Here is a 283-nt window from a genome sequence, read left to right as displayed (position 1 = left end):
ACTCGCGTCGTTGCGCGGGCTGTTGCCACGGAACTGCCCGCCGTAGAGGCTCAGGCCGTTGATCTCGGTAGAGGTCACCTGGCCGCCACGGAAGGTTTGCGGCAGGGAGCGGCCGTCGTCGGAACGCAGGATCGGCAGCACCGGCATCCACTCGCCGACCTTCAGCTCCGTCTTCGACACCTTGGCCTTGAGCGCCACGCCCAGGCGCCCGAAGTCATCGGCCGGACGCCCGTCATCGTGCACCGGCAGCAACTGCGTGCCCGCCGTGCCGCGACCGCCGTCG

Annotated in this window: 1 protein-coding gene; it reads right to left on the bottom strand. The window is 70.0% G+C overall.

The window, feature by feature from the left end:
- Positions 1–283, bottom strand: a 283-nt coding sequence (locus ACLEJQ_RS25850; protein WP_440799953.1) for an OprD family outer membrane porin, incomplete at both ends; no start/stop codon positions are given.

The organism is Pseudomonas sp. SMV71 (assembly GCF_052042015.1).
Lineage (GTDB): Bacteria > Pseudomonadota > Gammaproteobacteria > Pseudomonadales > Pseudomonadaceae > Aquipseudomonas.
The sequence above is the reverse complement of the archived record's forward strand: the minus strand, read 5'-3'. Positions and strand labels throughout refer to the sequence as shown.